Source organism: Acidovorax sp., from assembly GCF_016783915.1.
In the GTDB taxonomy this organism is placed as follows: Bacteria; Pseudomonadota; Gammaproteobacteria; order Burkholderiales; family Burkholderiaceae_C; genus Acidovorax.
Genome location: NZ_JADHVT010000160.1, coordinates 1 through 9,933 on the forward strand (window position 1 = coordinate 1; position 9,933 = coordinate 9,933).

Below are 9,933 nucleotides of genomic sequence, written 5' to 3' on the forward strand. Positions count from 1 at the left end.
AGAAAAAAGACCAGGGCAAGGGCCCGACCGCCGCGGCATCGGCGCCCTCCTCCGGGGCCAGCACACCCGAGGCAGCACGCCAGCGCAAGGTGGCTCAGGAGATCGGCTCGCACCCTGTCTGGTCGCTGCTGAGCAGCCACCCCGACACGGTGGAGCGTGCGACAGAGCTGGAGCGGGGGCAAGCACCCCATTGCGCAAAAAACTGAACACAGCCGCGCCACAGGGGCGGCGTGCTCACAACACGACCCTTGGCGATTCGGGGTGGAAATAAAGTGTGAAGCGCGCCGATAAGCCGGATTCTGTGCACCACGGTTGCCCGCAGTGTGACCGCCATTAATCTGGGCCGGGTGTCGCCACCACGGCTCGGTGCTACCTACCCGCCAGCTCTGCGGAACCACATCAACGCTGGCCTACTTGGTATTGCTGCGCGTAGAGATTGCCCGTTTCACCCCCGGTGGTTTGCCTTGCGGCACTCCCCCGGGACTCGTCTCTGTTGCTCTGATCCTCACCTCACGGTGGGCAGCCGTTAGCTGCTACGCTGTCCTGTGCAGTCCGGACGTTCCTCCAGTGCCTGGTTTCCCAGATTGCACCAGCGGCGGTCTGGCGCGCTTCACAGGGGGGATTATCGCCCAGCGACAGCGACGCGGTCCCAGTCCAGCCCAAACCGCGCCAGGTACTTGCGCAACCGGTCTGCGTCATTAACCACCGTGCGCTGCGTGCGCGAGGCCTGGAACAGCTGGCGCCCCGCGTCCGACAAGGTGCGCGCCTGGCGGCACACCTGCAGCACGGCCGCCAGTTGCAGCTGATCGAACAGATCCATGGCTTCCACCGCTTCGTCGCCCAGCAAAGCCGCAAGATCGTCGCGGCCCGGCGCACCGGGTGTGGATGCCAAACCGTTGCGAGCGTCGCTGGCAGGCTGCCACAGCCAGCGCAGGCGTGCGATCTCGGCATCGACCAGAGGCAAACCGATACGGCCGCTGTCGGCCAGCGTGGCGAGGCGCGTTACGCTGGCGGAAAGGTCACGAAAGTTGCCGGTCCACAGCGCTTGCGGCGACTGGGCGTAGCGCAGGTAGGCCGCGCGCGCCTCGTTGGAAAAGCGCACGTTGCGCCCCAGCTCGGCGCCTGCGCGGGCCAGCTGGTGGTCCACGTTGGGTTCGATGTCTTCGGGCCGCTGCGCCAGGCCGGGCAGCACATAGCTCCAGAGGTTGATGCGCGCAAACAGGTCTTCGCGAAAGCGCCCAGCCGCCACCTCGGTGCGCAGGTCGCGGTTGGTGCCAGCAATCAGCTCGAAGTCGCTGACCACCTCGCGGTCGCTGCCCATGGGGTAGAAGCGCTTTTCTTCCACCGCCTTGAGCAGCATGGCCTGCTCGTCCGGGCCCAGTTCACCGATCTCGTCGAGGAACAGCACGCCCTTGTGCGCCGTGCGCAGCAGGCCCGCACGGTCGGCCGCAGCGCCGGTGAACGCACCTTTCTTGTGGCCGAACAGCGTGGACGCCGCACCGTCGCCATGCAGCGTGGCGCAGTTCACTTCCACGAACTCGCCCTCCACCTGGTGGCGCGATTTTTTCAGCTCGAACATGCGCCTAGCCAAATGCGATTTGCCTGCGCCCGTAGGCCCGGTGAACAGGATGGGCGCACGCGAGCGCACCGCCACCCGCTCCACCTCGTCGATCAGCGCGTTGAAGCGCGCGTTGCGCGTGGCAATGCCGCTCTTGAGGAAGTCCACCGCATCGCGCTGCTCGGCGCCAAAGCGCTGCGCGATCACGTCGTAGCGCGACAGGTCCAGGTCGATCAGCGTGTAGCTACCCGGGTCGCCCGCCCGCTGGCGCTTGGGCGGCGAGGTCTGCGCCAGCACACCCGGAATGCGGCGCGACTCCACCAGCAAGAACAGGCAAATCTGCGCCACATGCGTGCCGGTGGTGATGTGGGTCCAGTATTCCTCGCGCTCGGTGTCAAAGCGGTAGGTCTGGGTCCAGTCAAACAGCTTGGCATACACCTCGCCAAAGTCCCAGGGGTCGGCAATGGGCAGGGGCACCAGGTTCACCATGGTCTCGGGGGACGCGATCACCATATCCGCGCGCACCTGTTGGGCCAAGTCCTGGTGGGGCGGCGTGTAGAGCAGCTCCAGCCGCTCGATCACCACGTCCTCATGCTGCACCAGCGATACGGTGGGGCGCCACTTCTCCCACCGTCCTGCGCCTCGGCCGGAGTCGAGCTGGGTGCCGAGGAAACCGATCACAACCTTGTTTTTGCGCATGCCATCTATCTATTTAACTAGCTTTCATTCTAGTTAGTTCCAACACTAAAGCAGAGCCTCATTCAATGCCTCAGAGAATTTTTCTATACAAATCAACGACTTGAAAAATTTCTAGTCGCAAACCACGAGCTGGCACGCATCTGGCAATAGATAAGGCATCCAGCGCAAGCGGTGACCGCTCACAGGCCGGGGTTAGGACCAACGTCCGCCCCGCCGGTGCAGGAAATCCGGGCTCTAAAAGCCCTGTCGATTTCCTGCATGCCGCACACCGCAAACGCTGGGTAACGGCAAGGTCGTGGTGACGCCTCGCAAGAGGACGTGCCGGGTTCGACTCCCGGCTTGCCACCACTGGTAGCTCAGTCTGGTAGAGCCCCCCGAAAGGGGTTGTCGCAAGTTCGATTCCTGCCCATGGCCGCAAGGCCAGCACTTGGAAGTAACGGTCGAAAGACCACCCGCCGAACGCGGGGAGTCGCCCCAGGGTTGTGTTGTCAGAACGCACCCAGAAGGCAACGCCCCGTCAGCCGGTGACGGTTTGTGCCAGCACCCGGTACAGCCTGCGCCCGCAGCCAGCCACGCTGCCGCTCTGCTTGCAGGGCAGCAACCACGGCGCACTGCAGGGCCCTGGCTGTGCCCGCTGGCACCCTGCCATCGCTGTAACGGCACCCTGATTGCCATGACGACAACGACAAAGCAACGACAACGAAAGAACGAGGAGAAGAAAAATGATGAAGTTGATCCAACGCACCACCGTCAAGAAGAATGAACGCGCCCTGCTGCTGCGCAACGGCAGCTTTGACCGCGTGCTGCAAAGCGGCACCTACTGGCTGTTTGCGGGCTTGGACCAGCTGCGCGTGGAGACCTTCGCCCTCGAACAACCTGCGTTCACCCACGGCCTGGCCGACTACCTGATGGCACAGGAACCTGCCGTGGTGGCCGCTGAATTCGTGCAGGTGAACCTGTCGGAGCAGCAAGTGGGCCTGCGCAGCGAAAACGGCGTGCTGGTCGAGATCCTGCCGCCCGGCACCCGCCGCCTTTATTGGAAAGGCTTGGTGGAGGTGAGCGTGCAAGTGGTGGACCTGCAAGCGGGCGCCGAGTTACCTGCCGCACTGGTGGCGCGATTGACGCAGACCCAGCTGCGCCAGCGCAGCGTGACCGGATTGGCCGGTGTGCTGCAGGTGCAGGTGCCCGAGGGCCAGTGCGCGCTGTTGACGGTGGACGGCAAGGTCGAGCGCCTGCTCACGGCTGGCACCTACGCCTTCTGGAAGTACGGCCGCACCGTGGCCGTGGAGATGGTGGATTTGCGCCTGCAAGCCGTGGAAGTATCGGGCCAGGACATCATGACCCGCGACAAGGTAAGCCTGCGCCTGAACCTGTGCGCCACCTACCGCTACACCGATGTGCTGCGCGCTTTTGCCCAATTGCAAAAGCCTGCCGACCACCTGTACCGCGAGCTGCAGTTTGCGCTGCGCGCCGCCGTGGGCACCCGCACGCTCGATGAGCTGCTGGAGAACAAGACGGTGATCGACGACGTGGTAACCGCACACATGGTCACCAAGCTCATGCCTTTTGGCATGGTGGTGGAAAGCGTGGGCGTGAAGGACATCGTGCTGCCCGGCGAGATGAAAACCATCCTGACCCAGGTGGTGCAGGCCCAGAAGCAGGCCGAGGCCAACGTGATCCGCCGCCGCGAGGAAACCGCCGCCACGCGCTCGCTGCTCAACACGGCGAAAGTGATGGAGGACAACCCTGTCGCCCTGCGCATGAAGGAGCTGGAGACGCTGGAGCGCGTGGCTGAACGCATCGACAAGATCTCCGTCTTTGGCGGTCTGGACCAGGTGTTGAATGGATTGGTGAAGATGCGCTGAAGTGAGCAAAGCGCGACGAGGAATGCGATGAAGAACAAAAAACTGACGCCCCGCGAAAAGCGCCAGCGGCGGGACAACGCTGCGGTCACCTGCGAATCCATTGGCCTCGACCCAGTGGTCTACAACGCGGCCCTGCGTTACCTGTTCGATCGCCCCGTACCCGACAAGAGCGGTCAGGAGTGGTACTGGGACATCGAAGAGCCCGCGTTCGAAGCCACGCCGCTGCAATGGACGCACATCCAGACCGTGTTGTTCGCCAACGTAGGAACCGACCTGGCGCCCTACAGCGACGATCAGGTCGGCATGGGGCTGAACCACGTGATGAGCAACAACGCGGGTGACATCCCGCACATGGTGAACGACCCGTCCGTGCCGCTGGCCGACGCGATGCGCATGATGCGGGCCTTGTCCACCCTGTGGCGCGATTGCCTGGGGCCGCGCCTGAGCACCGAGCAGAGCGCGATTGGCAGCCGAAGCGACCGCCTCTACTTCGTGAGCTACATGTGGTTTGACGTGTGGCCCGCGTTTTGGAACGCCAAGCACATTCCCGAGTGGCAGGACGCGATGTGGCAGGTTTTCTGCGAGATGCTGGCCATGCCCTGGCGCGAAGCGCAGGTATCGGCCTTGCACGGGATCGGCCATAAGGGCGCCCGCCTGAACCGCCCCCGCGAATTGCAGGCGCACATGGATGCCTTCATCCGCCAGGTGAAGAACGACGACGAACTGAAAACCTATGCCCAGGCCGCAGCCCGTGGAATGGTTCAATGAACGATAGAAAACGAAAGAACAATATGAACAACAACTACGAACAATACGAAGTGCCAAACGGCGTCCCCGTGAAGATGTGGACCAACGGCGTGCCCGTGGAAGAAGAAGCCCGTAACCAACTGCGCAACATCGCGCGCCTGCCCATCGTGTTCAAACACGTGGCGGTGATGCCCGACGTGCACCTGGGGATCGGCGCCACCATCGGCTCCGTCGTGCCCACCCTCAAGGCCATCATCCCCGCCGCAGTGGGTGTGGACCTGGGGTGCGGAATGATGGCGTGCAAGACCACGCTCACGGCCAGCGACCTACCCGACAACCTGTCTGGCGTGCGCGCCGCCATCGAACGCGCGGTGCCTGTGGGTATGACGCCCAAACGCATGGGCCGCGACAAAGGCAGCTGGGACACCCCGCCCGCCGAGACCGACCGCGCCTGGGCCGGTCTGGTGGATGAGTTCGAGGAAATTTGCGAGGCGCACCCGCGCATCAAGAACACCAACAACTACAAGCACCTGGGGACGCTGGGAACGGGTAACCACTTCATCGAGATCTGCCTGGACGAACACCAGTCCGTGTGGGTGATGCTGCACTCGGGCTCGCGTGGGGTGGGTAACGCCATCGGCACCCACTTCATCGAGCTGGCCAAGAAGGACGCCGAGATGAACCAACGCAACCTGCCGGACAAGGACCTGGCGTACTTCGAGGAAGGCGCACAGTACTTTGGCGACTACGTGAAGGCCGTGGGGTGGGCGCAAAAATTCGCCGCCGCCAACCGCGAGGTGATGATGGGCCGCGTGATTGCCGCGCTGCGAAAAGTCATCACCAAGCCATTCGAGACCCATGTGGAAGCGGTGAACTGCCACCACAACTACGTGCAGCGCGAAACGCACTTCGGGCAAGAGGTCTTCGTGACCCGCAAGGGCGCGGTGAGTGCCGAGCAAGGCAAGCTGGGGATCATCCCGGGGAGCATGGGGGCCAAGAGTTTCATCGTGCGCGGAAAAGGTAACCCCGAGAGCTTCAACAGCTGCAGCCACGGCGCAGGCCGCACCATGAGCCGCACCAAGGCCAAGAAGATGTACACCGTCGAAGACCAAATCAAGGCGACCGAGGGCGTGGAATGCCGCAAGGACGCCGACGTGATCGACGAGATTCCGATGGCGTACAAGGACATCGATGCGGTGATGGCGGCGCAGCAGGACCTGGTGGAGGTTGTCTACACGCTGAAGCAAGTGGTTTGCGTAAAGGGATGAATGTGGAGCAACTGGACTTAGACGGCTCCACCGGAGAAGGAGGTGGCCAGATCCTGCGCACCGGCCTGGCCCTCTCCATGGTCACCGGCCGGCCGCTGCACATCACGCGCATCCGCGCAGGTCGGCCCAAGCCGGGGCTGATGCGGCAGCACTTGGCCTGCGTGCAGGCGGCCGTGGCCGTATGCAACGGTCAGGCCGAGGGAGCGGAGCTGAACTCGCGAACGCTGCTTTTCACGCCCGGTGCGGTTTGCTCGGGCGACTACCGTTTTCACATCGCCACCGCAGGCAGCTGCCTGCTGGTACTGCAGACGGTGCTGCCCGCCCTGATGTTGGCCGACGGGCCGAGCAAGGTCGAGCTGGCGGGCGGCACGCACAACCCCATGGCACCGCCGTTTGACTTTCTGGAACGCGCCTTTGCGCCGCTCGTGCGGCGGCTGGGGGTGGGGCTGGAGCTGCAACTGCAGCGGCGGGGCTTTTACCCCGCCGGGGGCGGCGAGCTGGTGGCGCACATCACGCCCGCCACACCCAACCGACCTCTGGCGCCGGTGGATGTGCTGGAGCGCGGCCCGTTGCACAACGGCTGGGGCGAGGCACTGGCACCCGGCCTGGCGCGCCACATTGCCACGCGGGAGCTGGAGGCGCTGGGCCAGCGCATGGGCTGGACGTTTGAGGCTGGCCAGCTGCGCCAGCCGCCCACACGCCAGAACGAAGGGCCGGGTAATGCGCTGATCGCCACGCTGGAGTACGCGCAGGTGACCGAGGTGTTTTGCCAGTTGGGCGAACGCAGCCTGTCGGCCGAGCAGGTGGCCAAGCGGCTGGTGGACGAAGTGCGTGCCTACCAGCGCAGCACCGGCGCGCTGGGCCCGCACCTGGCGGACCAGTGGATGCTGCCGCTGGCCCTGGCGGTGTGGCGCAGCGGGCAGGCTGCCAGCTACACCTGCAGCGAGGTGACGCAGCACACGGACACCAACGCGCAGACCATTGCGATGGGCCTGCCGGTCCGGGTGCAGATCACACCTGCAGCGGGCGCCATGCGCGTGGAGGTATCGCCCCTGCCGTGATGGGCGTTGCGGCGGCCCGCCCCATACCCTGGCTATATCCATATGGCAAGAGCCGTAGAACAAGTGGTTCAGAATGCGCCCCACAGACCTTCCACTTTGTGTCCAACCCAACGCTTCACAGGAGACGCCATGAAAGTTGACAACATTCTACAAACCATCGGCAAAACGCCCCACGTGCGCATCAATCGCCTGTTTGGCCCTGGCGCCAATGTGTGGGTGAAGTCGGAGCGCAGCAACCCCGGCGGCTCCATCAAGGACCGCATTGCGCTGGCGATGGTGGAAGACGCGGAAAAGTCCGGCGCGCTGAAGCCGGGTGGCACCATCATCGAGCCCACCAGCGGCAACACCGGCATCGGCCTGGCGCTGGTAGCGGCCGTCAAGGGCTATAGGCTGATCCTCGTGATGCCCGACAGCATGAGTATTGAGCGCCGCCGCCTGATGCTGGCCTATGGCGCGCAGTTTGACCTGACCCCGCGCGAGAAGGGCATGAAGGGCGCGATTGCCCGCGCGCAGGAGCTGCAGGCGCAGACACCCGGCTCGTGGATTCCGCAGCAGTTCGAAAACCCCGCCAACATCGACATCCATGTACGCACCACGGCACAAGAAATCCTGGCCGACTTCCCCGACGGGCTGGACGCCGTCATTACCGGCGTGGGCACCGGCGGCCACTTGACGGGTACTGCGCGCGTACTCAAGGCGAAATTTCCGCAGATCAAGGTGTTTGCGGTGGAGCCCACGGCCTCGCCGGTGATCTCGGGCGGCGCGCCCTCGCCCCACCCCATCCAGGGCATTGGCGCGGGCTTCATCCCCAAGAACCTGGACACCAGTGTGCTCGACGGCGTGATCCAGGTCGATGCCGAGCCCGCCCGCGAATACGCCCGCCGCTCTGCGCGCGAAGAGGGCCTGCTGGTCGGCATCTCGTCCGGCGCCACCTTGGCCGCCATCGCCCAGAAGCTGCCCGAGCTGCCCGCAGGCGCCAAGGTGCTGGGCTTCAACTACGACACGGGCGAGCGCTACCTGTCGGTGGAAGGCTTCCTGCCGGCCTGATGGCCGCCCACGCGCAGCGCGCTGTCACCAGGGCCCTTCGGGGCCCTTTTTTTTGGGCTGCGCAGCACAAGGCTACGGCCAGCCGTCCTACAGCGGCAACGCGCTCGGGCCAGAACAATCAAGGCTCGCACCGGCCCACCTTTGCGGTGGCTTCGCCGGAGCCCCTTCCAACGATTGCAACTGCCCATGGCCCCGAACTCCGCGACAGACTCCCAGCCTATTGCGTTCAAGGTGCTCACCGTGAACGTGCACAAGGGCTTCACCACCTTCAACCGGCGCTTCATGCTGCATGAGCTGCGCGAGGCCGTGCGCGACGTGGCGGCGGACCTGGTGTTCTTGCAAGAAGTGCTGGGCACGCACCACCGGCACGCCAGCCGTCTGGCCAACTTTCCGCAGGTGCCGCACTACGAGTTTCTGGCCGACACCCTCTGGTCGCAATACGCCTACGGGCGCAATGCGGTGTATGACAACGGCCACCATGGCAACGCGCTGTTGTCCAAGTTTCCGATCACGCACTACGAGAACCACGACATTTCGGTGAGCGGGCCCGAGCGGCGCGGCATGCTGCACTGCGTGCTGCAGCCCCCTGGGCACCACCTGCCCGTGCATGCGGTTTGTGTGCACCTGGGCCTGCAAGAGTCGCACCGGCAGCACCAGCTGCGCCGCGTGTGCGATCTGGTCAACAGCTTTCCCGCCAATGAGGCCGTAGTGCTGGCCGGCGATTTCAATGACTGGCGCCACCGCGCACACGACATCCTGCACCGCGAAGCCGGCTTGCAGGAGGTGTTCGTGCAGGCCTTTGGCCGGGCGGTGCGCACGTTCCCGGCGGCGATGCCGCTGCTGGCGCTCGACCGCATTTATGTGCGCAACGCCACCGTGCACTCGCCGCTGGCGCTGCCCAAAAAGCCCTGGGACAAGCTCTCGGACCATGCGCCCCTGGCTGCGGAGATCCTGCTATGAAACGCCCTGCCTTCAGCACGCCCCGCGCCCTGCGCGCACCCCGGTCCTCGCGCTGGGTGCCCGGCAACCATTTTGAGTTGCTAGAAAACGGTGAGGAGTTCTTTCCCCGCGTGTTCCAGGCCATTGCCGACGCCCGGCGCGAGGTGATGCTGGAGACCTTCATCCTGTTCGAGGACAAGATCGGCCAGCAGCTGCACGCCGCGCTACTGGCGGCCGCCCAGCGTGGCGTGGAGGTGCATGTGCTGGTGGACGGCTTTGGCTCGCCCGATCTGTCGGACCGGTTTGTCGGCAGCCTGGTGGAGGCGGGCGTGCACTTTCGCATCTTTGATCCAGGCCACCGTTTCCTGGGTCAGCGGCTGAATATGTTGCGCCGCATGCACCGCAAGATCGTGGTGGTGGACGGGCACCTGGGGTTCATTGGCGGCATCAACTACTCGGCCGACCATGTGGCCGACTTTGGCCCCGAGGCCAAGCAGGACTACGCCGTGCAGGTGCGCGGCCCCATCGTGGCGCAGATGCACCACTTCACCCGCGAGGCGGTGCTCAGCCGCCAGGAGCGCAAGCGCCACCAGGCCGCCGGCATCACCGGGCGCCCGCATGCGGGCACCGCGCACGCGATGTTTGTGACACGCGACAACCAGCAGCACACCAACGACATCGAGCGCCACTACCGCGTGGCCCTGCGCGCAGCGCGCAGCCGGGTGGTGATTGCGAATGCCTACTTCTTC

The 9,933-nt window shown here is 64.8% G+C and carries 8 protein-coding genes, 1 other RNA gene and 1 pseudogene; 8 read left to right on the forward strand and 2 right to left on the reverse strand.

What is annotated here, in order from left to right; genetic code table 11:
- Nucleotides 1–206: pseudogene (locus ISS20_RS20795) on the forward strand (peptidase M48); the annotation flags it as partial.
- A gap of 66 nt (nt 207–272) precedes the next feature.
- Here ISS20_RS20795 and rnpB read toward each other — a convergent pair.
- Nucleotides 273–612: RNase P RNA component class A (gene rnpB / locus ISS20_RS20800), an RNA gene on the reverse strand.
- A 10-nt stretch (nt 613–622) separates the two neighbouring features.
- Nucleotides 623–2,257: an RNA repair transcriptional activator RtcR gene (gene rtcR, locus ISS20_RS20805; RefSeq protein ID WP_291439164.1), complete on the reverse strand. Its 1,635-nt coding sequence runs from the start codon at nt 2,255–2,257 to the stop codon at nt 623–625.
- Nucleotides 2,258–2,982: 725 nt separating this feature from the next.
- Here rtcR and ISS20_RS20810 point away from each other — a divergent pair.
- The 7 genes from ISS20_RS20810 to clsB all read left to right on the forward strand — a co-directional run.
- Nucleotides 2,983–4,122 (forward strand): slipin family protein, encoded by a 1,140-nt coding sequence (locus ISS20_RS20810; protein ID WP_291439166.1) that lies wholly within the window; start codon nt 2,983–2,985, stop codon nt 4,120–4,122.
- Between the two features lie 27 nt (nt 4,123–4,149).
- Nucleotides 4,150–4,890 (forward strand): hypothetical protein, encoded by a 741-nt coding sequence (locus tag ISS20_RS20815; RefSeq protein ID WP_291439168.1) that lies wholly within the window; start codon nt 4,150–4,152, stop codon nt 4,888–4,890.
- A 23-nt stretch (nt 4,891–4,913) separates the two neighbouring features.
- Nucleotides 4,914–6,137: an RtcB family protein gene (locus tag ISS20_RS20820; RefSeq protein WP_291439170.1), complete on the forward strand. Its 1,224-nt coding sequence runs from the start codon at nt 4,914–4,916 to the stop codon at nt 6,135–6,137.
- Nucleotides 6,134–7,198 carry an RNA 3'-terminal phosphate cyclase gene (gene rtcA / locus ISS20_RS20825; RefSeq protein WP_291439171.1) on the forward strand — a complete coding sequence of 355 codons (1,065 nt, stop codon included), beginning with the start codon at nt 6,134–6,136 and terminating at the stop codon, nt 7,196–7,198. Before ISS20_RS20820 ends, rtcA begins: the two co-directional genes overlap by 4 nt.
- 129 nt (nt 7,199–7,327) lie before the next feature.
- Nucleotides 7,328–8,245 carry a cysteine synthase A gene (gene cysK, locus ISS20_RS20830; protein WP_291439173.1) on the forward strand — a complete coding sequence of 306 codons (918 nt, stop codon included), beginning with the start codon at nt 7,328–7,330 and terminating at the stop codon, nt 8,243–8,245.
- Between the two features lie 186 nt (nt 8,246–8,431).
- A complete protein-coding gene (locus ISS20_RS20835) occupies nt 8,432–9,205 on the forward strand; it encodes an endonuclease/exonuclease/phosphatase family protein (protein WP_291439175.1) in 774 nt (257 codons plus the stop codon).
- Nucleotides 9,202–9,933 (forward strand): cardiolipin synthase ClsB (gene clsB / locus ISS20_RS20840; protein ID WP_291439177.1); only part of this gene is annotated, 732 nt, incomplete at its 3' end. The genes ISS20_RS20835 and clsB, both read left to right, overlap by 4 nt.